The following is a 23,016-nucleotide window of genomic DNA, read 5'->3' as shown; positions in this document are numbered from 1 at the left end:
ACGGATGCTGTCAGCAGACACGATCACGCAGATCGCGGCGGAGCTCGCGGAGGCCGACCGCACGCACGCGGTGATCCCGCGCATCACAGCGCGGTACCCGGAGGCCACGGTCGAGGACTCCTACGCGATCCAGGGTGTCTGGAGGGACTCCCAGATCGCCGCGGGTCGCCGACTCGTCGGCCGCAAGATCGGGCTGACGTCCAAGGCGATGCAGCAGGCCACGGGCATCACCGAGCCGGACTACGGCGTGATGTTCGACGACACCGTGTACGAGTCCGGCGCCGAGATCCCGGTCGATCACTTCTCGAACGTGCGCATCGAGGTCGAACTCGCCTTCGTGCTGAAGACCCCGCTGGAGGGCCCGGACTGCACCCTCGAGGATGCCCTGGCGGCGATCGACTACGCCGTGCCGGCACTCGAGGTGCTGAACTCGCACATCGAGCTGGAGGGCCGCACGATCGTCGACACGATCAGCGACAACGCCGCGTACGGCGCGATGGTGCTCGGCACGGTGCACCGGCGTCCCGACGAGATCGATCTGCGCTGGGTTCCCGGCGTGCTCTCCCGCAACGGCGAGATCGAGGAGACCGGTGTCGCCGCCGGAGTGCTCGGCCACCCGGCGACCGGGGTCGCGTGGCTCGCGAACAAGTTCCATCAGCACGGCGCGCGTCTCGAGGCCGGGGAGATCATCCTGGCAGGATCGTTCACACGCCCGATGTGGGTGTCGCGCGGCGACGAGGTGCTGTGCGACTACGGACCGATGGGAACAATCGCATGCCGCTTCGTCTAGACCCCTCGTTCCGTGAGCAGCTCGCGGCCTCCGATCGAGCGTTCGTGGGCATGTGGGTCTGTTCCGGCAGCCCGCTGCTCGCCGAGGTCGCCGCGGGGTCGGGGCTGGACTGGCTGCTGATCGACATGGAGCACTCGGCGAACACCCTCGATTCCGTTCTCGTGCAGCTGCAGGCGGTCGCCGCGTACCCCATCGCCCCGCTCGTGCGGGTGCCGTCGAACGACACCGTCGCGATCAAGCAGGTCCTCGACCTCGGGGCGCAGAACCTGATCGTGCCGATGGTGTCGTCGGCCGACGAGGCCCGCGCCGCGGTGTCCGCGACGCGGTACCCGCCGGAGGGCGTGCGCGGCGTGGGCAGTGCTCTGGCCCGCAGCGCGCGCTGGAACCGTGTCGATCGGTACCTGCAGGAGTCCGCGCAGCACGTCTCCCTCACGGTGCAGATCGAGACGGCAGCGGGCGTCGAGGCCGCAGCCGACATCGCCGCGGTCGACGGCGTCGACGCGGTGTTCGTCGGCCCCTCCGATCTGTCCGCGTCGATGGGCCTGCTGGGTCAGCAGACCCACCCCGATGTCACGGCCGCGGTCGAGAGGGTCTTCGCCGCGGTCAAGGCCGCAGGCAAGGCCGTGGGCGTGAACGCGTTCGACCCGGCAGCCGCCGACGCCTACCTCGCCGCCGGCGCCGACTTCGTCGCGGTCGGGGCGGATGTGGCGCTGCTCGCCCGCGCCTCCGAGGCTCTCGCCGCGCGTTTCACCTCGGCAGACGACGGCTCCCGCGCCAGCTACTGATCCGCGGGGTCGTGTGCCTGCGGCCTGGGGCCGGCGACGCCTGAACTAGCGGATTCATAGCATCGACCGCGAGACTGTCGGCATGACCTTCGCCGCGCTCCAGCCCCTCGCCGACCGTGCCGCCCTCTTCGTCGCGCTCCGTCAGGACGCTCTCTCCGCAGCCGCCGACGCCCTCGGCGAGCACCGCTGGGACGCGGACCTGGCCGCGGGCACCCTCACCTTCACGGCCGACGCCGACCCGTCGCGACAGCTCGTGGCGCGCGCGCACCTGATCGCGACGATCGCCCCTGGACCCCGCTCACTCCTGTGGGCCTGGGCGCACCCGAGCGGCGATGCACAGGGTGTCGCGGCGCAGCTGCAGGCCTACGGCAACGAGCACGGGATCGCCGAGCTGACCGCTCCCGAGGTGCCGTTCCCCGCCGAGGTCTCGGGCGACGACGACTGGATCGCACAGGCCGCGCACACGATCGGCGCCGTCGCGGTCGAGCTCACCGGACGCTCCCCCTATTACTCCGCCCCGGTCGGCAACGGAACCCGTGCGGTCTTCGTTCTCGATGCTCCGCTGGCACCGCTCACCGTGGCGGATGCGGTCATGGCGCTGCCCCGTGTTCTCTCTGGCATCAGCCTCCCCGATGCGCGCACCTCCGTGTGGGACCTCGCCCGACTCGCGGGCTGGACCCTCGCCTGGACCGATGACGCGTTCTCCGGCGCCGATGTCTCCGACGCCACGGGCACCGCGACCTTCCGCTTCGACGAGCAGGCCCGCATCAGCGGGATCGAGAGCACGCTGCACGCGCAGGGGTGATCGTCCGCCGGAGGATGTGGGATTCTGGTCGCATGAAGAACGGAATCGTCCGGTTCGCCGCGCTCTACGTGTTCAATGTCGCCGCACTGCTGGTGATCGGCCTGCTGCTGCCGGGCGTCTCGGTCGGGTTCAACGCCCTGTGGGCATCCGTCATCCTGACCCTCGCCGCCCTGTTCGTGAAGCCCCTGCTCGCCGGAGCCTTCCGCAGGTCGGCGGCGAAGTCGGCCGCCGAGCGCACCAAGGCCGGCGAGAAGGTCGTTCAGTACGTGCTGGTGTACCTGGTCGAGCTGATCGTGTGGGTGCTCACCGTGTGGCTGAGCGGTGTGCGCGCCTCCGGCTTCTGGGCGTTCGTGCTGCCGCCGCTCGCGCTGCTGTTCGGATGGATGATCTACGACCAGATCGACGACCGGCTGCGCGCCAAGGCGGGAGAGATCTACGACGCGGTGCAGGCGCGGGTGAAGGGTGGCGAGACGACGACGACGTCTCCGACCACCGCCGCGGCGGAGTCGCCCGAGACACGCGCCGCGCGCGATGAGCTCGACGACGGTCTCACACCCGAGCAGCGGCGCATGCTCGACGAACTGGGCTGAGGACGAAGAGCCGACCCGAACCCGGCTGAACCGGTGCGACAGACCGGCTGTGAACGTGGAAAGGCGCCCATCCTCCGCGGAGGACGGGCGCCTTTCGCATGCGGTGCGCGCGCTGGCCTCAGGCGATCCGCTCAGCCGCTTCCACGACGTTCGTCATGAGCAGCGCGACCGTCATCGGGCCCACGCCTCCCGGGTTCGGGGAGATGTACCCGGCGACGTCGGCGACGTCGGGGGCGACATCGCCGAACACGAGGCTCTTCCCGCTCTCGGGGTCGGTCTCTCGCGTCACGCCGACGTCGAGCACGGCGGCGCCCGGCTTGACGTCTTCCGCGCGGATGAGGTGCTTGACCCCGGCGGCGGCGACGATCACGTCGGCCTCTCGCAGGTAGCGCGGCATGTCGACGGTTCCGGTGTGCGTGAGCGTGACCGTGGCGTTCAGGTCGCGTCGCGTGAGCAGCAGCCCGATCGAGCGGCCGATCGTCACCCCGCGCCCGACCACGACGACGTGCTTCCCGCCGAGGTCGTAGTCGTTGCGCAGCAGCAGCTCGATCACGCCTCGCGGTGTGCACGGCAGCGGGGTGTGGATGGGTCCGTTGACGTTGAGCACCAGACGCCCGAGGTTGGTCGGGTGCAGGCCGTCGGCATCCTTCGCCGGGTCGATCCGCTCCAGGATCGCATCGGTGTCGAGGTGCTTCGGCAGCGGCAGCTGCACGATGTACCCGTGGCACGCGGGGTCGGCGTTGAGTTCGTCGATCAGGGCTTCGACGTCGGCCTGCGTGGCGTCGGCGGGCAGCTCGCGTTGAATCGAGTTCATCCCGATCGCCTCGGACTGCCGGTGCTTCATGCCCACGTAGAGCTGCGAGGCCGGGTCGGCACCCACGAGCACGGTCGCGATGCCCGGCGTGATCCCTCGCGCCTTGAGTGCGGCCACGCGTTCGGTCAGCTCGGCACGGATCGCGGCGGACGCCGCCTTCCCGTCGAGGATCTTCGCGGTCACTGCTGCAGGTCGGGGTAGAGCGGGAACGCGGCGGCGAGGGCGTCGACGCGAGCGCGCAGCGACTCGACGTCAGCGCCGGGAAGCAGCGCGAGCGCGATGATGTCGGCGACCTCGGTGAACTCGGTGTCGCCGAAACCGCGGGTCGCGAGCGCCGGGGTGCCGATGCGCAGACCCGAGGTGACCATCGGCGGGCGCGGGTCGTTCGGGACGGCGTTGCGGTTCACCGTGATGTGGATGTCGTGCAGCAGGTCTTCGGCCTGCTTGCCGTCGATCTCGGCGTCGCGCAGGTCGACCAGCACCAGGTGCACGTCGGTGCCGCCGGAGCGCACCGCGATGCCGGCATCCTTCACATCCTGCTGCGACAGACGCTCCGCGATGAGCTTCGCGCCACGCAGCACGCGCTCCTGGCGCTCCTTGAACTCGGGCGTAGCCGCGAGCTTGAACGCCGTCGCCTTCGCGGCGATCACGTGCATGAGCGGGCCGCCCTGCTGACCGGGGAATACCGCGGTGTTGATCTTCTTGGCGAGATCGGCGTCATTGGTGAGGATGAAGCCCGAGCGCGGACCACCGATCGTCTTGTGCACGGTCGAGGAGACGACGTGGGCGTGCGGCACCGGGTTCGGGTGCAGACCAGCGGCGACCAGACCGGCGAAGTGCGCCATGTCGACCCAGAGCAGCGCACCGACCTCGTCGGCGATCGCGCGGAAGGCCGCGAAGTCCATCGTGCGGGGGTAGGCCGACCAGCCGGCGATGATGACCTTCGGCTTGTGCTCGATCGCGAGACGGCGCACCTCGGCCATATCGATCGTCGAGGTCTCGGGGTCGACGCCGTAGGCGACGATGTCGTACAGACGACCGGAGAAGTTGATCTTCATGCCGTGCGTCAGGTGGCCGCCCTGGTCCAGCGACAGGCCGAGCAGAGTGTCGCCGGGACGCGCGATCGCATGCAGGACCGCCGCGTTCGCCGACGCACCGGAGTGCGGCTGCACGTTCGCGAACTCGGCGCCGAAGAGGCTCTTCGCCCGCTCGATCGCGAGGGACTCCGCGACGTCGACCTCTTCGCAGCCGCCGTAGTAGCGGCGTCCGGGGTAGCCCTCGGCGTACTTGTTCGTGAGAACGGAGCCCTGCGACTGCAGCACGGAGACGGGCACGAAGTTCTCCGAGGCGATCATCTCGAGGAAGGTCTGCTGGCGCGTCAACTCGCGATCCAGGACCTCAGCGATCTCGGGGTCGACTTCGGAAAGCGGGGCGTTGAAGTAACGGTCGGTCATGACGTGCTCCTTTGACAACGGATTCGAAAGGGGTGTTCCTATCGGCCCAGGCGCGCGGTCGAATTCCGTGGTCAGTCGCTCCCCGGTGGTAGTCCACCCAGACGCCAGTCGCGACGTCTACGAGCATAGCCGATGCGACGACCACGCACGCCGGCGTGTCCATGATCGTCGCAGAATCGATTCGACTTCCGCCATTCCCCTGAGCGATGCCGACGGGTAGGTTTTGTTCATGGTCCTTCCTCATCCTCTTCCTCTCGTGCCAGCGCCCGTTTCCGCCACCGCGCGAGAGGAACGGATGCCGATCACCGCGACGACGCGTGTGCACGGCCCCTCCCCCGCCGTCGCCCAGCTGATCGACGCGGTCGAGCGCCGCACCGGCATCCGCCTCTCCGCCACTGACGAGGCCTCCGGCGAGATCGAGCTGCTGATCGACCACGGCTCCTCGGCGCCGGAGGGGTACACGCTCGAGATCGGCGAGCGTGCGATCATCGTCGGCGCCGATGAGGCGGGCCTCTTCTACGGAGTGCAGACGCTGCTGCAGCTGCTGCGACAGGACGACTCCGGCTGGGCACTGCTCGGCGCCGATGTCGCGGACTCGCCGCGCTTCCCGCGACGGGGCGTCATGCTCGACGTAGCCCGGCACTTCTTCGGCGTCGGCGACGTGAAGAGGTTCATCGACAGCACGAGCGCCCTCAAGTTCAACCACCTGCACCTGCACCTGAGCGACGACCAGGGGTGGCGCGTGCACATCGATGCCTGGCCGCTGCTGACGGAACGGGCCTCCGCGACATCGGTGGGCGGCGACCCCGGCGGTTTCTACACCAAGGCCGACTACCGCGAGATCGTGGCGTACGCCGCCTCGCGTCACATGATCGTCATCCCCGAGATCGACCTGCCTGGTCACACCCACGCGATCGGTGTGGCCTACCCCGAACTCGTCGAGGCGCCGGTGCTGAACGACAACCTCATCGCGGATTCCGCGCGGCTCGGCCAGCCGCTGCCCGTCGCCGGCGAGACGTACCTGGGCTGGGGCGTCGGCCACTCCAGCGTCCGCATCCACGAGGAGCGCACCTACGACTTCGTGCGCGATGTCGTCCACGAGCTGGCCGAGATGACCCCGGGTGCGTACATCCACATCGGCGGCGACGAGTCCCTCGGCACACCCCAGGCCGACTTCGACCTCTTCGCCGAGCGCGCGACCGCGATCGTGGTGGAGGCGGGCAAGATCCCGATGGCCTGGCATGAGATGGGATCCGCGACGAACATCGCCGAGGGAACCGTCGGCCAGTACTGGGGCAAGACCACCCCCGAGGGCACGCATGCCGAGGAGGCCGCGCACTTCGTCGAGCGCGGAGGCGCCCTCATCATGTCGGCGGCTGACGTCACCTACCTCGACATGAAGTACGCGGAGGACTTCCCCCTCGGACTCACCTGGGCGGGGACCATCGACGTCCGCTCCGCCTACGAATGGGAGCCGACCGCCGTCCTCGACGTGCCGGACACTGCGATCCTCGGCGTCGAGGCCCCGCTCTGGTCCGAGACCACCCGCACGCTCGGCGAGGTCGAACAGCTGGTGTTCCCCCGTGCGGCGGCTCAGGCCGAGGTCGCCTGGTCGCCGAGAGAAGCGCCCGAACGCGGATGGGAGTCCTTTCGCGTTCGCGTCGGTGCGCTCGCTCCGCTGTGGAAAGCTGAGGGGATCGACTTCCACCCCGCAGACGAGATCCCCTGGAGCGCACGTTGATCACCCACTCCTCCGCGACCGGTTCGCTGGTCATCCACTCCGCACGGATCGTCGACGGCGGCGACATCGTCGAGGACGGCTGGGTCCGCATCGAGGACGGCGTCGTCACCGGCCGCGGGACGGGATCGGAGTGGACGGCGGCGGATGAAGTCGTCGATGCGGTGGCCCTCGCCGGCCCCGGCGCCCTGCTCACTCCCGGATTCATCGACATCCACGGCCACGGCGGCGCCGGCGCCGCGTTCGACGACGGCGTGGAGGCGATCCGCACCGGGCGCGAGATGCATCGTGCGCACGGCACCACCCGCGCGGTCATCTCGCTCGTCACGGCGCCCCTGGAATCCCTCGCCCGCAGTGTCGCGCTCATCGCCGATCTCACCGAGACGGATGCGGACATCCTGGGCTCGCACCTCGAGGGTCCGTTCCTCGACCCCGGGCACCACGGCGCGCACGAACCGTCTTTGCTGCGTCACCCGACGTCGGCGGATGTCGCCCTCCTGCTCGATGCCGGACGCGGCACCGTCCGCCAGATCACGATCGCGCCGGAGCTGCCCGGCGGGCTCGACGCGATCAGGCAGATCGTGGCCGCGGGTTCGGCCGCTGCCGTCGGCCACACGGATGCGGACGCCACGATGGCCGTCGCCGCCTTCGAGGCGGGGGCCTCCATCCTCACCCACGCGTTCAACGCGATGCCGGGCATCCATCACCGTGCTCCTGGACCGGTGCTGGCAGCGGCGGCCGATCACCGGGTGGTGCTCGAGGCCATCGCCGACAACGTGCATCTCGATCCGCACGTCGTCAAGCTCGTGTTCGACTCCGCGCCCGCACGCGTGGCGCTGATCACCGATGCGATGGCGGCTGCCGGCAGCGCCGACGGCCACTACGACCTCGGCGCCGTGCGCGTCACGGTCGAGAACGGCGTGGCGAGGGCCGATGACACCGGGTCGATCGCCGGCTCCACGCTCACGCAGGACGTGGCCCTGCAGCGCGCCGTGCAGGCGGGCGTGGCGCTTCCTGAAGCCGTTCGCGCACTCACGCAGACACCGGCACGTGCGATCGGACGCGATGCCTCCCTCGGCAGCCTGACCACCGGAATGCTCGGCGATGCCGTGCTTCTGGATGCGGATCTGCGCGTCGCGCGCGTGTGGTCAGGACCACGGCTGCTCGTCTGAGACGGCGCCGCGCGCGACGCGCAGCTCTGCGCTCTCCGGTCGTACGTGTGTGATGGGGCGGGAGGCCGCCGTTCCCCAGATCGGCGGCCTCGTTCCCCCTCGTGAGACGGGCGGCCGGGCTCTCCTCCCCCGAGGCTCCCGACCCGCCCGACCGGTGCGAATACCCCCCGCACCAGTGCCTGGATCCCGCCCCCCNTTCCCCCTCGTGAGACGGGCGGCCGGGCTCTCCTCCCCCGAGGCTCCCGACCCGCCCGACCGGTGCGAATACCCCCCGCACCAGTGCCTGGATCCCGCCCCCCCGGTGGGATCCTCACGGCTGTCTCTATGGGATGAGACGATGCTCATCCCGATTCATTACGCGACTTCTCGAAATTCTTTCGAGAAGTCATCCCGATCCTCGGATCGAAACGTGTGGGAGGCCGCCGTTCCCCAGATCGGCGGCCTCATTCCCCCTCGTGAGACGGGCGGCCGGGCTCTCCTCCCCCGAGGCTCCCGACCCGCCCGACCGGTGCGAATACCCCCCGCACCAGTGCCTGGATCCCGCCCCCCNTTCCCCCTCGTGAGACGGGCGGCCGGGCTCTCCTCCCCCGAGGCTCCCGACCCGCCCGACCGGTGCGAATACCCCCCGCACCAGTGCCTGGATCCCGCCCCCCGGTGGGATCCTCACGGCTATCTCTATGGGATGAGACGACGCCCCTCCCGATTCATTACGCGACTTCTCGAAAATCTTCGAAGGAGTTTCGGAGACCGTCCGCAGACGCCGCCGGAGGCACCCTCGCGCGAACCCGGGCATCGGCTTGGAGTTCGCGGAGAGGGTGGCTTCCCTGGGAGATTCGCGAGAGAATGGAGAAGTCGCGTGATGAGAGGCGCTCTCATGCGTCTCTTCCCGTAGAGGCGCACCCGCGCCCGGCGACAGATGGATGATTGTGCACGAAGAGAACACGACTCACGACGAAACGATCGGCGACGCCGACCTGATCCTCCGCACCCGTTCGGGAGACACGGAGGCGTTCGGTGAACTCTGGAGACGGCATTACCCGTCTGGGCTCTCCGTGGCGCGCTCGGTCACCTCTTCCATCGATCCCGATGACCTCGTGCAGGAGTCGTACACGCGCATCTATCAGGCGATCATCAAGGGCGGCGGCCCCAACGGCTCCTTCCGCGCCTACCTCTTCACGAGCATCCGCAACACGGCGGCAGGGTGGGGACGTGCTCGTCGCGAGACCGCGATCGACGAACTCGACACCGTCGCCGACCCCGACACCACCGACCAGGCTGCGAGCGAGGCGCTCGATCGCAGCCTCACCGCGCAGGCCTTCCGCAGTCTCCCCAGCCGCTGGCAGGAGGTGCTCTGGTACACCGAGATCGAGCAGATGAAGCCGCAGGAGGTCGGGCCTCTCCTCGGCATGAAGGCCGGCGCCGTGTCGCAGTTGGCGTTCCGTGCGCGTGAAGGCCTTCGTGAAGCCTGGATCCAGGCGCATCTGCGCAGCGCCGAAGACGGCTCCGAATGCCAGTGGACCATCGAGCACCTGGGGGCCTATTCTCGCGGCAACCTCAGCACCCGCGATCACAAGCGACTCGAGCTCCACCTCGACGAGTGCGCCCGCTGCATGATCGTCGCCGCCGAGGCGAAAGACGTCTCCAAGCGCCTCGCCCTGGTGCTGCTGCCTCTCGTGCTCGGCGTCACCGGCGCCGCAGGCTACCTCGCCACGCTGCAGGGTGCGGGCACGCCCATCGTCGCTCTGGCGGCCATGCCGTCGAGCATTCCCGGTGCCGTCTTCGCCGGCGACCCCGGTGTCACGCACGCCGCGACGGGCCTCGCCGCTTCGGGCGGTTCGGGTTCCGGCGCCGGCGGCTCGGCAGGCGGCACGGCGGGCTCTTCCGCCGGCGCCGGTGCCGGCGCGGCGGGCGGGGTGTTCACCGGCATCGGTGCACTCGTCGGCGTGGGCTCGGCCGCACTGGTCGTCGCCGGCGTCGTCGCCGCCTCCACGATCATCCCAGGACTCGCCGGAGCCGATCCCGCGACGTCGCTCCCGAACGCCGGGGACGAAGACCCGTCCTCGATCTCCGCGGACGTCGGGCCCGACGAGAAGATGAGCCTCGACGAGCCCGTGATCATCGAAACGCCCGTCGTCGTGCCGGAGGAGGCGCCCGCGCCCCCGACCGACGAGCAGGCGGCGCCCGGACAGGACCCGTCATCCGCACCTGCCGTCACGACGCCACCCGTCACGACGCCGCCCACGGCTCCCGTCGAACCGACGAAGCCGGTCGAGCCCGAGAAGCCCGTCGACCCCGTCGAGCCCGGTATTCCCACGGAAGCACCGACATGGACGACCGCGACGATCATCTTCGACGAGCTGACCGTGCACTACCGCGTGCCGATCACCGGCGCACCGGGAGCGACGGTCGAAGCGCTTCTGGACGGCAGCCACGGCGGTGGCGACTCGATCGTGCTCGACGATTCCGGAGCGGGTGAGATCGACCTCCGCCCCGGCCTGTTCCAGTACTACTTCGCCGCTTCGACGAAGGTCACCTTCCGGTACGTCCTCGACACGGGCGATGCGCCCTTCGCTGAAACGACTCTCCTCACGCTGCAGCCCAACCGCCCCGGCATCGAGATCCCGATCGAAGAGGCTCCTGTCGAGGAAGACCCGACGGAGTCCGACCAGACTCCCGTCGAAGAGAACCCGGTCAGCTCCGCTCCTGTCGACGATGTCGTCATCACGACCGATGCTCCCGCAGAGGTCGCTCCGGTCGACGAAGCTCCGGCGGAGGTCGCCCCCGTCGATGTCGCCCCCGTCGAGGTCGCACCCGCAGAGGTCGCACCCGCAGAGGTCGCACCCGTCGAGGTCGCGCCGGTGATTCCCGCTCCCGTGGAGCAGGCGCCGATCACGACCAGGGTCGCCGATGTCGCCGCGCCCGTCGAGGCGAGTGCCGTCCCGACCGAGGACTCCCCCGTCGCCGAATAGACTGGATCCATGTCCTCGGATCCCGCTCCTGTTCCCGGCGTCGAGCGTCCGGTCATCACCGCTCTCGACATCGTCCGCGCCGTCGTCCTCGTCGTCGCTGTGGCCTCTCTCGCCCTGTGGGGCTTCGCGAGCTGGGATCTTCCCTGGAACATCGTCATCGGTGTCGGAGCGCCTGTCCTCGTGATCCTGGTCTGGGCGCTGTTCCTCTCGCCACGCCCGGTGCTGCGTGTGCACCCCTTCCTGCGCGCAGCCGTCGAGCTGCTGATCTACGTCGGCGTCACGATCGCGTGGTGGTCGATGGGACAGGCGCTGATCGGTACCGCATTCGCCCTCGTCGCCGTGGTCGCGGGCGTGCTCAGCGGTCGCCGCGCGCTGTCGTGAGGCTCCCCTCGTGAGCGCACCGTCGTGAGCGTCCTGGCACTCCTGCAGGAGTCCCTCGGCGCGCTCGTCGACACCGATGAGGCGTCGCTCGAGGAGGCCAGAGCAGATCGTTCCGGCCACGCCGCTGCGGGGCGACCTCTCGCCGTCGTCCACGCCGAGCGTGTCGAAGACGTGCAGCAGACCATGCGCATCGCGACGGCCACGCGCACACCGGTCGTGGTTCGCGGTGCCGGTACCGGTCTCGCCGGAGCCGCGAACGCCGGGGCCGGCGAGATCGTGCTGTCGCTGCGGCGGATGACCGCGATCAGCGAGATCCGCCCGGACGACCTGCTCGCCGTCGTCGAACCGGGCATCCTGAACGCCGACCTCAATGCCGAACTCGCCAGGCACGGCCTCTGGTGGGCTCCGGATCCCGCCAGCCGCGACATCTCCACCGTCGGCGGCAACATCGCCACGGGCGCCGGCGGTCTGCTGTGCGCCAAGTACGGAGTGGTGCGGGACGCTGTGCTCGGCGTCGATCTCGTCCTCGCCGACGGCCGGCTGCTGCACCTCGGTCACCGCAGCGTCAAAGGTGTGACCGGCCTGGATCTCACCGCCTTGGTCGTCGGCTCGGAGGGCACACTGGGCGTCGTGGTCGCAGCCACCCTCAAGCTGCGCAGGCTCGTGCCCGGCGAGACGTGCACCGTCACCGCGACCTTCCCCGGGGTGCGCAGCGCTGCCGCAGCCTCCGCCGCCGTGACGGCGGCGGGTGTGCAGCCGGCGATCATGGAGCTGATGGATGCCGCCAGCCTCGCTGCCGTGCACGCCCTGCTCGCCCTCCCGGTCCCGTCTGCGGGCACGGCCCAGCTGACCATCCAGACCGATGGGCCGGCTGCCGCTGAAGAGGCGGACACGATCGCCGCGATCCTGCGCGCTCACGACGGCGACACTGTCGTCTCCCATGACCGTGTCGAGGGCGAGCGCCTCCTCGCCATCCGGCGGTCGATGCACGCGGCGATGGCCTCGCTGGGAACGACGCTGATCGAAGACGTGTCGGTGCCCCGCAGCGCCATGCCGGCGATGTTCGACGAGATCGCACGCATCGAACGCGAGTACGGCATCACCATCCCGACGGTCGCCCACGCCGGCGACGGCAATCTGCATCCGAACTTCATCTTCGACGGGCCGGAGACCCCGCCGCACGTCTGGGCGGCGGCCGATGATCTCTTCCGCGCCGCGATCCGCCTCGGGGGCACCCTGACGGGCGAGCACGGCATCGGCGTCCTGAAACGCCGATGGCTCGCCGACGAGCTGGGCGATGACCAATGGCAGCTTCAGCGTCAGATCGCCGCCGTGTTCGATCCCCTCGGCATCCTCAACCCCGGAAAGGTGTTCAGCCTCGATGCCTGACATCCATGTGAGCGCGGCCGTGATCGTCGACGAGGCCGGACGAGTGCTCGTGGTCCGCAAGCAGGGCACGAGCATGTTCATGCAGCCGGGCGGCAAGCCCGAAGCCGGCGAGTCTGCGGCGCAGACGCTGATCCGCGAGCTCCACGAAGAGCTGGGGCTGGAGCTCGACGAGGACGATCTCCAGCCGCTGGGCTCTTTCGTGTCGGCGGCCGCGAACGAGCCGGGTCACCGCGTCGTCGCCGAAGCGTTCGCGACGTCCGTCGACCCCCGGGCGGTCACCGTGCAAGCCGAGCTCGCCGAACTGCGCTGGATCACCCCGGACGACATCGCCACACTCCCGCTGGCGCCCCTGAGCCTCGAGCACCTGCTCCCGATCGCCTGGCCCGCGTCGGCGGGCTGAACGCGGGCCGGGCGTCGGGCAGGTGTCAGATGCCCTGCCAGGAAGGCTTGTTCGCGAACGTGTAGCGGTAGTAGTCCGCGAGCGCGAGGCGCGAAGCTGCGGCTTCATCGACCACGATCGTCGCGTGCGGGTGCAGCTGGATCGCGGAACCGGGCAGCAGCGCCGTGAGCGGCCCCTCGACCGCGCCGGCGACGGCTGCGGCCTTCCCCTCGCCGAAGGCGAGCAGCACGAGGTGACGCGCCTTCAGGATCGTCCCGAGCCCCTGCGTGATGCAGTGCATGGGCACGTCGTCGATCGAGTCGAAGAAGCGGGCGTTGTCCTCGCGGGTCTGCTCCGTGAGCGTCTTCACGCGAGTGCGCGATGCGAAGGACGATCCGGGCTCGTTGAAGCCGATGTGCCCGTCCGTGCCGATGCCGAGGATCTGCAGGTCGACACCGCCTGCGGCGGCGATCGCTGCTTCGTAGTCGTCGCCGGCGTGCTGGATCGTCGCCTGCGCGCCGTTGGGGACATGGATGCGCTGCGGGTCGAGTCCGAGCGGCTCGACGACCTCACGCGTGATGACGGAGCGGTAGCTCTCCGGGTGCGCGGGGTCGATGCCGACGTATTCGTCGAGGGCGAAGCCGCGCACCTGCGAGACGTCGCGCCCCGCGAGCTGGGAGCGGAGCGCCTGGTACACCGGCAGCGGGGTCGACCCGGTCGCGAGGCCGAGGACCGCGTCGGGACGACGGGCGATCAGCTCCACGATCTCGGTGGCGACCAAAGCGCCGGCGGCCTCGGCATTCTCGACGATGACGACCTCAGCCATGCGGAACGATCTCCTTCTCGGTGATGGAGGCGCCGACCAGTGCGGCGCCGAATGCGGCGGCGGGAGACCCCGCCGGGAGCAGTTCGATTCTCTCATCCAAGCGGAGCGACCGCATGAACGGTGACGCCTCGGCGCCGGCGTGCAGGGCCGCGCGGATGCCGTTCTCGAGCCGGTCGCCGAGAGCCGTGAGCCCTCCCCCGATGACCACCGTCTCGACGTCGGCGGAGAGCACGAGCACGCGCACGGCGGCTGCGGCGCCGTGGTACAGGTCGTCGCGAAGCGAGAGGGCCAGCGGATCGCCGGCCTCCGCCGCGTCGAAGATGTCCCTGATCGGCAGCGCGCCAGGGCGTCCCCAGGCCTTGGCCAGAGCACCGCCGCCGCAGAAGGTCTCGACGCATCCGTGTTGTCCGCAGCCGCACAGGCGTCCGTGCGGGTCGACGGAGAGGTGACCGACCTCGCCGGCTGTTCCCCGGGCGCCACGCCAGATGCGCCCGTCGATCACGATGCCGGCGGCGACGCCCGTTCCGAGGTTCAGATACGCCATGGAGCCGGCGATCCCGCTCAGCACCGCAGCGCCGAGGGCTGCGGCCTTCACGTCGTTCTCCACCCGGAAGGGCACGCCGAGCGCGCGTTCGGCCTTCTCGGCGAGGTCCAGGGACTCCACGCCGAGGTTGACCGCGTGATCCACCCGACCGGCCTCGGCGTCGACGAGCCCCGGGATGCCGATGCCGACGGAGCCGACGTCGGCGAGGGGGAATCCGCTCTCGTCGGCGAGGGCCGTAACGGCCATCACGATGCTCTCGACGACGGCGTCATCGCCCCATCCGGTGGGTCGTCGCAGTCGTCCGCGGATGTGACCGGAGGGGTCGACGGCCACCGCGTCGATCTTGGTGCCGCCGACGTCCAGGCCCACTCGAACCTGCCGACCGGAGCGGTCGGCCGTGTCTGCACCCGTCATCGGATGCCGCTGCCCGTCGTGCCGGTGCGGGAGGAGGTGACGATCACGACACTCCGAGCTGCCCGGAGAGCACCATGACCGCGGCTCCCCGCAGGACGATGTCCTCCTGGTGCGTCAGGCGCACCACGACGTCTTCGAACACACCCTCGAGGGTGCGAGCGTGCAGAGTCTCGATCGCCGCATCGATCAGGACGCCGTCGAGCAGATCGGCAGGTCCGGAGAGCACGACTTCGGAGAGGTCGAGGGCCGCGACGATCGGAGCGATGGCGATCGCCATGCGCGTTCCGGCATCGCGGAGGATCTCGTCGCGCGTATCGGGTTCCGCCGCGATCGCCGCACCGAGGCGGCTGACGCTGAGCCACGCCTCGAGACAGCCGTCCTTTCCGCACGCGCAGCGGGGTCCGCCGTCGGTTCCGACGACCACGTGCCCGATCTCGCCCGCCGCGAAGCGGCTACCCAGCAGAGGCTGGCTGCCGGTGATGAGGCCGGCCCCGACGCCCTTGCCGATCTTGATGAGCATGAAGTCGGCTTTCGCATCGCCGAAGGTGTACTCGGCGAGCACCGCCGCGTTGGCGTCGTTGCGCGCGAGCACGGGCAGGTCGAGATCGACGCCGAGCTTCTCCTCGAGCGGGAAGTTCGTCCAGCCGAGGTTGGGAGAGCTGAGGACGAGGCCGTCAGGGCGCACGACGCCCGGGGTGCCGATACCCACGCCGAGCAGCGGTTGGGTGGATGCGGCGACCAGGGTCTGCGCGAGCTCCCGAAGGGATGCGTACGCCGCCTCGCCGTCGGGCGACTGCGGACGCGGCACCGCACGTCGTTCGAGCACGTCGCCGTCGAGGCTCAGCACCGCGCCGGTGAACGCGTCGGGTCCGGAGAGGTCGAGACCGACGATCTGGTGACCGAACCGATCGATGTCGATGAGGATGGGCGGCTTGCCAGGGCCGACGGCCTCGCGCACACCCATCTCGATGACGATGCCGTCGGCGATGAACTCGGCGACCAGGTCGGAGATGGTGACCCGGGTGAGCCCCGTCTCCCGGGAGAGGTCGGCGCGACTCATCGCCCCTGCGTGGTACAAGGTCTGCAGCACCAGGGCGCGGTTGTGACCGCGCGCGTGCTCGGGCAGCACCTTGGATCGCGAGCGCAGGTGGCGCCCTGGGCCGAAGGCGTGCGCATTCGCACCGACGTACTCTGACGGCGATGCGGAACGCTGTTCATCCGAAACGGACATGTTTGTTAGTAGACCTTACGAACAAAATTTGCGCAACCTCTGCTCGCGGACGCGCGAGGAGGGTTACCGAAACGTTACATTACTTCCGGTCGTCGGTGACGACCGTTTTCGAGCGCTCGATGAGACGCTCCACGAGCCCCGCGACGATCTGCTCCCGAGCCTCGATCGTGAGCGGCTTGCCCGGCACGCCGGGGCGGCGCTGTCCGGGCTCCGGCCCGTCAAGGGGACGATACCGCACCCCGGCCGCGGCGAGCCGGCGCAGGTGCGTCGGCAGACGCCGCCCGAAGTCCGCATACGGCGCGGGGTCCCCGCCCTCCCAGAGCCTCTCGGCGATCGCCGAGAGGCGCGGGAACATCGCGAAATCGACGCGATCCCTGGACGGCAGATGCTCGCTCCACACGTTCGCCTGCCCCCCGACCGCGCCGTCCTCGATGCGGAACGTGTAGGCGCGCTCGATCGACAGCGGCGGACCGACCCTGATCGGCTCCTCCTCCGAGTCCGACTGCGGGTAGTCGAGATACACCTCGAGATCGGGGCACGCCACGACCTCGATTCCACGGCGGAGCGCCTCGCGCATCGCGGCGGGACCACGCCACGCGAGGATGCGTACCCCCTCGGGGACATCCCCCTCGAGGACCTCGTCCCAGGCGAGGGCGACGCGACCGCGGGCACGGACGTGCGCGACGAAATGCTCCGTGAACCACGGCTGCACATCGTGCGGAGTGTCGAGCCCGAGCTGTCGCATCCGCTCGGCGGCCGCGGGGCTCTGGGCCCACTCGGTCACCGGCACCTCGTCGCCGCCGATCCCGATCCACTCCGAGTCGAACACGTCGCACAGGGCATCGATCGCCGCCCGCCCGAACGCCAGGGCGGCATCCGTCGGAGCGAGGGTGCGGGGGTTCACCCCGAAGCGCTCCCAGGCGGAGAGGATCGGCTCCCCGACATCGACGTTGCCGAGTTCGGGGTAGGCCGCCAGACCCGCCTGGATGTGCCCGGGAAGCTCGACCTCGGGCACCAGGGTCACGAATCGCGCACGCGCGTAGGCGACGAGCTCTCGCAGCTGCGCGGTGGTGTAGAAGCCCTCGTGCAGGCCGGCCTCGACCGTCGAGAGCGGCCCGTGCCCGAGCTGCGTCGCCTCGCGGCGCGCACCCACCTCGGTGAGCCGGGGGAAGCCCGGCACCTCGAAGCGCCAGCCCTGATCGTCGGTGAGGTGCAGATGCAGGACGTTGAGGTGATGGTCGGCGAGCAGATCGATCAGACGGCGGACGTCGTCGACCGTGCGGAAGTGCCTGGCGACGTCGAGCATCGTCCCGCGCCAGCTGTACGCGGGCGCCCCCTCCCAGACACCGGCGGGGATGACCGCCGTCGAAGCCTCGGGGTCCCTGAGCTGTCGCAGCGCGGTGACGCCCCGGAACACTCCGACCGGACTCGCACCCCTGACCTCGATGCCCGAGCCGCTCACGCTCACGCGGAAGGCTTCATCGGCGATACGGCCCGCCGCTGCGGCCTCCGCGCCGAGGGTCTCGTCCACGCACAGACGGATCGGGGGCAGCTCGGCGTCGCCCCCTCCCCCGCCGCCGCCCAGGCGCGCCGCGGAGGCGGCGAGATCGGCAGAGGCGAGGATCGGCGTCCGGGCCGTCCATACGAAGGCGGGGAGGGCCGGATCGATGACAGCCTCGACACGAGGCACCGTCGCGCGGTGCGCAGGCGGCGGCATCCGCAGCGCACGCCCGGGGGTGAGGCCGGTCACGTCGCCGTCCGACACCACCGGCACGCCGCCGACCAGCACCTCCACGATGCCGCTCGGGGCGGTGAGAGGCGTCTCGAACGTCGCCCCCGCTGCGATGGTCTCCGGGTCGAACAGCACCAGGTCGGCGGTCGCTCCCGGTCTGACGATTCCGCGGGGAGCGTCTCCGCGATCCAGGCCCAGCCGCCTCGCCGGAGTCCCGGCCAGGTGACGGACGGCCTCCTCCCAGGTGAGGATGCCGAGCTCCCGCACATAGTGCCCGAGGTACCGCGGGAACGTGCCGCGCCCCCGCGGGTGCGGCCGGGCGCCGATCAGGATCCCGTCGCTGCCGCCCGAGTGCTGCGGGTGGCGCATGATCGCGCGGACGTTCTCCTCATCCCCGATGTGCATGAGGATGCCGGTGGCGCCGGCGTCCTCGAGGATCGTGTCGAGCACCACATCGACGGCACGGCGACCGGTCGTGGTCGAGATCTCGGCGATCGAGCGTCCGACGAGAGCGGCGAGGGCGGGGTTCGCCGTGCCGGAGATCTGGATCTGCGTCCAATCGGCCTTCTCACCGTGGAAACCGTCGCAGCCGAGCTCCTCGAGTTCCACGCGCACGGCTTCCCTGCCCGTGGCGTCGAGGGCGGCGATGGCGCCCAGCAGATCGCCGCCAGCCGCCAGCCGACTCGGCAGCAGCGCGGAGAGCGTGGTGGCGCCGGGAAGGTAGGGATAGGTGTCCAGCGTCACGTCCACGCCGTCCGCGATCGCCTCATCGATCAGGGCCAGCAGCTCGTGCGCGCGACCCCGGTTCGGGGCGAAGTTCATGGTGGCGTGGGTGAGATGCACCGGGCAGCCGGTCCGACGTCCGATCTCGAGCGCCTCCCGATACGCCTCGAGTGCGGCTCCCCCGTAGCTGCGTGTGTGCGGCGCCCAGTATCCGCCGCGGTCGGCGACGACGCGGCACAGGGCTTCGAGCTCCGCCGTGTCGGCGTACATCCCCGGGGTGTAGGTGAGGCCGCTCGACATGCCGAACGCTCCCGCATCCAGTGCCTCCCCCAGCAGATCGGCCATCGCCGAGATCTCGGTCGGCGTCGCGGGACGGTTCTCATGACCGACGACCATCATCCGCAGATTCCCCTGCGGGACGAGGACCGCGGCGTTCGCGACAGCCGCGACGTCGATCGCCGCGAGCAGATCGTCCATCGTCCGCCATGGCGCTCGTTCAGGCATCCCGTTCCACCCGGCGATCTGCGCCGGGATGACGGCGGCCGCGGCATCATCGAGGGGTGCGTAGCCGAGGCCGTCCTGGCCGAGCACCTCGGTCGTGACGCCCTGGCGGATCTTCGCGTCGTGGGCTGCACCGCTCAGCACGGCGAGTTCGCTGTGCGCGTGCATGTCGATGAAACCCGGGGCCAGCACGAGCCCGGAGGCCGCGATCTCCACGGCGCCGTCGGGGAGTTCGAGTTCTGCCCCTTCCACACCGTCGGGGAGGATCGCGACGACTCTCGCCCCCTCCACCGCGACGTCGGCGACGTACCGCGGCGCCCCCGTGCCGTCGATGACGGTGGCTTCGCGATAGACCCGTACGAGCCCGGCCGCAGCCTTGTGCGCGCTCAGAAGCATGTCGCCACCGCTCCGATCACCCGGGGGTCGGCGGCATCGGGGTCGTCGATCACCGCGACCACCCGCCACTTGTCGAAGGCCGTGCACGGGTGCGAGAGTCCCAGCCGCACGACATCGCCGACGGCGACCGTCGCATCGTCCGCGAGACGCAGGAAAGCGTGCTGATCGTTCAGCGCGGTGACTTCGCCCGCGACGCTCTGCGGAGCAGGCAGGTCGAGGTCGAACGGCACGTCGCGTCGGCCCGCATCGAGCAGCGCGAGGCCGTCCTCCGGCTGGGACACCACCCGTGACCAGGCGTGCATCGCCGAACGGAGCGGCGCGGTCCCGGTGAGCGGGCCGAACGGCGACATCCGGGAGTAGAAGCCGTCGTCGTGGATCTGGAAGGCACCGGAGCGCAGCACGACATCGGCCTCGGCGCCCGCCTCGGAGAGCACCGCTGCGGCGCGATCGGGGAAGGAGCTGCCGCCGGCGCTGAGCACCGGGCGCACATCGTCGGGATAGTCCAGGCGCGTGTGCAGTTCGACGAGTGTTCGCAGGTACGCATCGACGGCGGCGACGGAGGCCTCGCTGCGGTCCGGACCGAACGGTCCTTCGTATCCCGTGACACCCGCGAGCCGCAGGCCGGGCGCGGCGGAGAGGGCCTGCGCGATCCGCACTCCCTCCTCCACGGTGCGCGCGCCGGTACGACCGTGCGCCCCACCGAGTTCGACCAGCACATCCAGCGGCCGTGCGGCGTCGCGCATCTCCTTCGCGAGGATCGCGATGCCTGCGAGCGAGTCCGCCCAGCACAGCACGCGCAGTCCCTCATCGGCGGCGAGCAGCTCCCCCAGCCGCCGCACCGCAGCCGGGTCCGTGACCGCGTTGGCGATCAGCACGGTCGAGACGCCGGCGTCGATGGCCACCTCGGCCTGCCAGGGTGTCGCGACCGAGATCCCCCAGGCACCGGCGTCGAGCAGCCGCTGCCACAGCGCGGGGGCCATGGTGGTCTTGCCGTGCGGAGCGAGCAGCACCCCCTGCTCCCGTGCCCAGGCGAGGACGGTCTCCTCGTTGTGGGCGAGGGCGTCTTCGTGCACCGTCAACACCGGGGTGACCAGGTCGGAGAGGTGCAGATCGGCGTCGGCCACCTCCGAGAGTCGAAGGCCCGCAGCACGCGCCGGGAAGCCCTTCGTCCAGGCGCCGAGAACGGGATCCGGAATTTGTAGAGGCATCTAACAAGGCTACTAGGCTGGCGGCATGACCGCGAAGATCCGAGTTTCCACCGACGCCGCTCCCGCCCCCGCCCACACCTTCTCGCAGGGGATCCGCAAGGGCCCGTTCGTGCAGGTGTCCGGCCAGGGCCCCGTCGACCCGAAGACGAACGAGTACCTGTTCCCCGGCGACGTCGCCGCCCAGACGACCCGCACCCTGGAGAACGTGAAGGCGATCGTCGAGGCATCCGGTGCGACGTTCGACGACGTGGTGATGCTGCGCGTCTACCTGACCAAGCGCGAGGACTTCCCGATCATGAACGACGCCTACGGCGCCTTCGTGACCGCGCACACCACGAATGGGGTCCTGCCCTCGCGCACCACCGTCTTCACCGGTCTGCCGCGCGAGGAGATGCTGGTCGAGATCGACGGCATCGCCATCATCGACTGACGGGCCTGACGCGGGGAGGCACGTTATCACGGACCGTTGCCTCCCCGTTACCTCCCATCCCGTACCATTGAACGTCAGGACACGTTTGAGAGCCGGGGGGTGAAGTTCGTGACCGATCTGATTTCTGCGCCGGGCGCAGCCGAGGCGCACAGACATGACTCCGCGCCCACCGCAGTACTCGCACCGACGGGAGCTCCCACGGAGACCGTCCCGCCGTCCACCGGCGAACAGCCCCTCGCCTGGGCACCCATCGAACCGTCGCCCAAGAAGCGCCGCCTCGGCCTCTGGATCGGTCTGGGGCTCGGCGTCATCGCGATCGGTGCGGGCGCGGCCTCGATGATCCTCATCGCGCCCGGCACCACGGTCGCGGGCATCCCCGTGGGATGGATGACCCCGGGCGCCGCGGCCGACGCCATCAACGCCCACCTCGCCGAGACCGAGGTCACCCTCACCGGTGAAGGAGAGGGCACCGTGCTGACCGGCACCGACCTCGGTGTGAGCGTCGACGCGACGGCTCTCGCCGACACGGCCTTCGCCGAGCACCCGCTCTGGAACCTCGGAGCCTGGATGGGCGACCCCGTACCGGCCGAGATCGCGTTCGATTCCGCGAAGGCGACCGCGGCACTGCGCGCCGCCGTGCCGACGAGCTTCGACGACCCCGTGGACGCCGGCGTGGTCTTCGACGTTGCCAGCGGCACCTTCGTCATCACCCCGTCGGAGACCGGTACAGGGATCGACGTCGCCGGCCTCAACGCCGCCTTCACCGAGGCGGTCGGCGAAGGCCGCACCACGCTCGAGTACTCGGGCGACGCCGCCACGGCTCAGCCCGCCGTCTCCGACGACGACGCCACGGCCACCGCGTCCACGCTCAACACGATGCTCCCGGCCGTCGGCTTCTACGTCGGCGAGGAGCGCACCGTTCCTGTCGATCCCGCCGTCGCCGCGTCCTGGCTCTCGGTCGTCGACGACGACGGCCAGCTGCGCATCGAGGCCGACCCGCAGGCGATCCAGGCCACCGTCGACGGTCTTCCCGCTCTCGTGGACCGTGCTCCGGTCAACGCGACCAACATCGTCGATTCCGCCGGAAACGTGCTCCGCGCGGAGCAGGAGGGCGTCGCGGGCCGCGCTCTCGGCGACACCTCGGACATCGCGGACCAGTTCGCCGACAAGCTCGCGGCCGGCGACGGCACGTTCGCCCTCACGGTCACCGAGACCCCGTTCGAGACGGTGAGCCTGTTCCGCCGCATCGACATCAACCTGAGCTCGCAGCGGGCCGTCCTCTACGAGAACAACGAGGTCGTGAACTCCTGGGCCGTCTCCACCGGCCTCCCGGGAACACTGACTCCCACCGGCAACTTCAAGGTCTTCGCGCACACGCGCATCCAGGACATGGGCTGCTACGAGGGCGCCCCGTACTGCACGAAAGACGTGCCCTGGATCACGTGGTTCGCTCCGAACATCGGATTCCACGGCACCTACTGGCACAACAACTTCGGCCAGCGCATGAGTCACGGCTGCGTCAACCTGCCGATCGACCTCGCCAAGTACGTCTACGACTGGTCTCCCAAGGGCCTCGAGGTCGCCGTCCACTACTGACGAACGCTCCTTCCCCGCCGTCCTGTGAGCGGTGGGACGAGAGCTCCGTCCAGTGGCGCTCGTGACGGCGGCACGGTTCCGAGGCCGGTGCGCCCTTCGCCGATGGCACCAGGCCGTCTCCCGGAGCCGCCCGGGTACGAAGAAGGGGG

At 70.1% G+C, this 23,016-nt stretch carries 19 protein-coding genes, 1 pseudogene and 1 riboswitch; of the genes and pseudogenes, 12 read left to right on the top strand and 8 right to left on the bottom strand.

Translation table 11 applies throughout. From position 1 onward, the window contains the following. Positions 1 to 4: 4 nt before the first annotated feature. The 4 genes from D514_RS21630 to D514_RS21615 all read left to right on the top strand — a co-directional run bounded on the left by D514_RS21630 (position 5) and on the right by D514_RS21615 (position 2,970). Entirely contained in the window at positions 5 to 790 is a 786-nt protein-coding gene (locus D514_RS21630; protein WP_017828354.1) for a 2-keto-4-pentenoate hydratase, read from the top strand. Next, positions 775 to 1,575, top strand: coding sequence for an HpcH/HpaI aldolase/citrate lyase family protein (locus D514_RS21625; protein WP_017828353.1), 801 nt, complete (start codon positions 775 to 777; stop codon positions 1,573 to 1,575). Before D514_RS21630 ends, D514_RS21625 begins: the two co-directional genes overlap by 16 nt. Positions 1,576 to 1,657: 82 nt before the next feature. After that, positions 1,658 to 2,380: a DUF6882 domain-containing protein gene (locus D514_RS21620; protein WP_017828352.1), complete on the top strand. Its 723-nt coding sequence runs from the start codon at positions 1,658 to 1,660 to the stop codon at positions 2,378 to 2,380. Positions 2,381 to 2,412: 32 nt separating this feature from the next. Further along, positions 2,413 to 2,970 carry a phage holin family protein gene (locus D514_RS21615; protein WP_017828351.1) on the top strand — a complete coding sequence of 186 codons (558 nt, stop codon included), beginning with the start codon at positions 2,413 to 2,415 and terminating at the stop codon, positions 2,968 to 2,970. A 118-nt stretch (positions 2,971 to 3,088) separates the two neighbouring features. On the opposite strand, the gene D514_RS21610 is transcribed toward D514_RS21615, so the two are convergent. Both D514_RS21610 and glyA read right to left on the bottom strand, forming a co-directional pair. Then, on the bottom strand, positions 3,089 to 3,967 hold the full coding sequence (locus D514_RS21610) for a bifunctional methylenetetrahydrofolate dehydrogenase/methenyltetrahydrofolate cyclohydrolase (protein ID WP_017828350.1): 879 nt from the start codon (positions 3,965 to 3,967) through the stop codon (positions 3,089 to 3,091). Beyond that, a complete protein-coding gene (gene glyA / locus D514_RS21605; protein ID WP_017828349.1) occupies positions 3,964 to 5,238 on the bottom strand; it encodes a serine hydroxymethyltransferase in 1,275 nt (424 codons plus the stop codon). The genes D514_RS21610 and glyA overlap by 4 nt, the downstream gene beginning before the upstream one ends. Before the next feature lie 37 nt (positions 5,239 to 5,275). Continuing rightward, positions 5,276 to 5,360: riboswitch (ZMP/ZTP riboswitch) on the bottom strand. A gap of 107 nt (positions 5,361 to 5,467) precedes the next feature. Between glyA and D514_RS21600 the strand changes: the two genes are divergently transcribed. The 3 genes and pseudogenes from D514_RS21600 to D514_RS39475 form a co-directional block, all read left to right on the top strand. Beyond that, positions 5,468 to 6,979, top strand: coding sequence for a family 20 glycosylhydrolase (locus D514_RS21600; protein WP_081603827.1), 1,512 nt, complete (start codon positions 5,468 to 5,470; stop codon positions 6,977 to 6,979). After that, on the top strand, positions 6,976 to 8,148 hold the full coding sequence (nagA, locus tag D514_RS21595; protein ID WP_017828347.1) for an N-acetylglucosamine-6-phosphate deacetylase: 1,173 nt from the start codon (positions 6,976 to 6,978) through the stop codon (positions 8,146 to 8,148). The genes D514_RS21600 and nagA overlap by 4 nt, the downstream gene beginning before the upstream one ends. 920 nt (positions 8,149 to 9,068) lie before the next feature. After that, positions 9,069 to 9,746 (top strand): annotated as a pseudogene (locus tag D514_RS39475) (sigma-70 family RNA polymerase sigma factor); the annotation flags it as partial. Positions 9,747 to 10,343: 597 nt separating this feature from the next. On the opposite strand, the gene D514_RS39470 reads toward D514_RS39475, so the two are convergent. Beyond that, positions 10,344 to 11,030 carry a pentapeptide repeat-containing protein gene (locus D514_RS39470; protein WP_368664401.1) on the bottom strand — a complete coding sequence of 229 codons (687 nt, stop codon included), beginning with the start codon at positions 11,028 to 11,030 and terminating at the stop codon, positions 10,344 to 10,346. Between the two features lie 96 nt (positions 11,031 to 11,126). Here D514_RS39470 and D514_RS21585 point away from each other — a divergent pair, with 96 nt between their 5' ends. The 3 genes from D514_RS21585 to D514_RS21575 are packed head-to-tail and all read left to right on the top strand — an operon-like array spanning position 11,127 to position 13,287. Next, positions 11,127 to 11,498, top strand: coding sequence for a YrdB family protein (locus tag D514_RS21585; protein WP_017828345.1), 372 nt, complete (start codon positions 11,127 to 11,129; stop codon positions 11,496 to 11,498). Positions 11,499 to 11,522: 24 nt separating this feature from the next. Then, on the top strand, positions 11,523 to 12,887 hold the full coding sequence (locus D514_RS21580; RefSeq protein ID WP_017828344.1) for an FAD-binding oxidoreductase: 1,365 nt from the start codon (positions 11,523 to 11,525) through the stop codon (positions 12,885 to 12,887). Next, positions 12,880 to 13,287, top strand: a complete 408-nt coding sequence (locus D514_RS21575) for an NUDIX domain-containing protein (protein ID WP_017828343.1) — start codon at positions 12,880 to 12,882, stop codon at positions 13,285 to 13,287. Before D514_RS21580 ends, D514_RS21575 begins: the two co-directional genes overlap by 8 nt. A 25-nt stretch (positions 13,288 to 13,312) precedes the next feature. Here the strand turns inward: D514_RS21575 and nagB are convergent, their stop codons facing one another. The 5 genes from nagB to D514_RS21550 form a co-directional block, all read right to left on the bottom strand. Continuing rightward, positions 13,313 to 14,092 (bottom strand): glucosamine-6-phosphate deaminase, encoded by a 780-nt coding sequence (gene nagB, locus D514_RS21570; RefSeq protein ID WP_017828342.1) that lies wholly within the window; start codon positions 14,090 to 14,092, stop codon positions 13,313 to 13,315. Continuing rightward, positions 14,085 to 15,050 (bottom strand): ROK family protein, encoded by a 966-nt coding sequence (locus tag D514_RS21565; protein ID WP_017828341.1) that lies wholly within the window; start codon positions 15,048 to 15,050, stop codon positions 14,085 to 14,087. Before D514_RS21565 ends, nagB begins: the two co-directional genes overlap by 8 nt. A 43-nt stretch (positions 15,051 to 15,093) precedes the next feature. Beyond that, on the bottom strand, positions 15,094 to 16,281 hold the full coding sequence (locus D514_RS21560) for an ROK family transcriptional regulator (protein ID WP_017828340.1): 1,188 nt from the start codon (positions 16,279 to 16,281) through the stop codon (positions 15,094 to 15,096). 79 nt (positions 16,282 to 16,360) lie between these two features. Beyond that, positions 16,361 to 19,633 carry a family 20 glycosylhydrolase gene (locus D514_RS21555; protein ID WP_017828339.1) on the bottom strand — a complete coding sequence of 1,091 codons (3,273 nt, stop codon included), beginning with the start codon at positions 19,631 to 19,633 and terminating at the stop codon, positions 16,361 to 16,363. Continuing rightward, a complete protein-coding gene (locus tag D514_RS21550) occupies positions 19,624 to 20,841 on the bottom strand; it encodes an alanine racemase (RefSeq protein ID WP_081603825.1) in 1,218 nt (405 codons plus the stop codon). Before D514_RS21550 ends, D514_RS21555 begins: the two co-directional genes overlap by 10 nt. Positions 20,842 to 20,866: 25 nt before the next feature. Between D514_RS21550 and D514_RS21545 the strand changes: the two genes are divergently transcribed. Both D514_RS21545 and D514_RS21540 read left to right on the top strand, forming a co-directional pair. Continuing rightward, positions 20,867 to 21,271 (top strand): RidA family protein, encoded by a 405-nt coding sequence (locus D514_RS21545; protein ID WP_017828337.1) that lies wholly within the window; start codon positions 20,867 to 20,869, stop codon positions 21,269 to 21,271. Positions 21,272 to 21,379: 108 nt separating this feature from the next. Further along, the gene (locus D514_RS21540; RefSeq protein WP_236610893.1) at positions 21,380 to 22,867 is read left to right on the top strand and encodes a L,D-transpeptidase; all 1,488 of its coding nucleotides are present in this window, start codon (positions 21,380 to 21,382) and stop codon (positions 22,865 to 22,867) included. The last annotated feature ends 149 nt before the right edge of the window (positions 22,868 to 23,016 follow it).

The sequence above is a fragment of the Microbacterium sp. UCD-TDU genome (genome assembly GCF_000340625.1).
Taxonomy (GTDB): Bacteria; Actinomycetota; Actinomycetes; order Actinomycetales; family Microbacteriaceae; genus Microbacterium; species Microbacterium maritypicum.
Note: the sequence above shows the minus strand (reverse complement) of the source record. Positions and strands in the feature narration are given on the sequence as shown.

What these genes read in the sequence shown, in the direction of transcription:
- D514_RS21630 (WP_017828354.1), top strand. Translation starts at nt 5, where the DNA reads ATGCTGTCAGCAGACACGATCACGCAGATCGCGGCGGAGCTCGCGGAG.
- D514_RS21625 (WP_017828353.1), top strand. Translation starts at nt 775, where the DNA reads ATGCCGCTTCGTCTAGACCCCTCGTTCCGTGAGCAGCTCGCGGCCTCC.
- D514_RS21620 (WP_017828352.1), top strand. Translation starts at nt 1,658, where the DNA reads ATGACCTTCGCCGCGCTCCAGCCCCTCGCCGACCGTGCCGCCCTCTTC.
- D514_RS21615 (WP_017828351.1), top strand. Translation starts at nt 2,413, where the DNA reads ATGAAGAACGGAATCGTCCGGTTCGCCGCGCTCTACGTGTTCAATGTC.
- glyA (WP_017828349.1), bottom strand. Translation starts at nt 5,238, where the DNA reads ATGACCGACCGTTACTTCAACGCCCCGCTTTCCGAAGTCGACCCCGAG.
- D514_RS21600 (WP_081603827.1), top strand. Translation starts at nt 5,468, where the DNA reads ATGGTCCTTCCTCATCCTCTTCCTCTCGTGCCAGCGCCCGTTTCCGCC.
- D514_RS21585 (WP_017828345.1), top strand. Translation starts at nt 11,127, where the DNA reads ATGTCCTCGGATCCCGCTCCTGTTCCCGGCGTCGAGCGTCCGGTCATC.
- D514_RS21575 (WP_017828343.1), top strand. Translation starts at nt 12,880, where the DNA reads ATGCCTGACATCCATGTGAGCGCGGCCGTGATCGTCGACGAGGCCGGA.
- nagB (WP_017828342.1), bottom strand. Translation starts at nt 14,092, where the DNA reads ATGGCTGAGGTCGTCATCGTCGAGAATGCCGAGGCCGCCGGCGCTTTG.
- D514_RS21565 (WP_017828341.1), bottom strand. Translation starts at nt 15,050, where the DNA reads ATGACGGGTGCAGACACGGCCGACCGCTCCGGTCGGCAGGTTCGAGTG.
- D514_RS21560 (WP_017828340.1), bottom strand. Translation starts at nt 16,281, where the DNA reads ATGTCCGTTTCGGATGAACAGCGTTCCGCATCGCCGTCAGAGTACGTC.
- D514_RS21555 (WP_017828339.1), bottom strand. Translation starts at nt 19,633, where the DNA reads ATGCTTCTGAGCGCGCACAAGGCTGCGGCCGGGCTCGTACGGGTCTAT.
- D514_RS21550 (WP_081603825.1), bottom strand. Translation starts at nt 20,841, where the DNA reads ATGCCTCTACAAATTCCGGATCCCGTTCTCGGCGCCTGGACGAAGGGC.
- D514_RS21545 (WP_017828337.1), top strand. Translation starts at nt 20,867, where the DNA reads ATGACCGCGAAGATCCGAGTTTCCACCGACGCCGCTCCCGCCCCCGCC.